The 259-nt window shown below is 59.5% G+C and carries 1 protein-coding gene; it reads left to right on the top strand.

The genetic code is table 11. From position 1 onward, the window contains the following. Positions 1–259 (top strand): hypothetical protein (locus tag SB679_RS25060; RefSeq protein WP_410705022.1); only part of this gene is annotated, 259 nt, incomplete at both ends.

Genomic DNA, 259 nt, shown 5'->3' with positions numbered 1-259 from the left:
CGAGTGACGAGTCCTTCGAATTCTCACATGGCAAGATCCGTGACGTGCTGTATGCGCAGCTTAGTGGACTGCGGAAGCGCCGGTTACACGCCCAGGTTGCAGGCGTCATCTCCAATCTGCGGGCGAGTTCCAACGAGGACTGGGACGCATTGATCGGAGAGCACTTGTATCTGGCTGCCAAGTACTCAGATGCTTTTCCGTACCTCCTCAGGGCGGCTCGCAACGCGCAGGCCACGGGAGCTTCCACTGAGGCTGCAGC

This window comes from Chryseobacterium sp. SIMBA_029 (assembly GCF_046535275.1).
GTDB lineage: Bacteria > Bacteroidota > Bacteroidia > Flavobacteriales > Weeksellaceae > Chryseobacterium.
The sequence above is the reverse complement of the archived record's forward strand: the minus strand, read 5'-3'. Positions and strand labels throughout refer to the sequence as shown.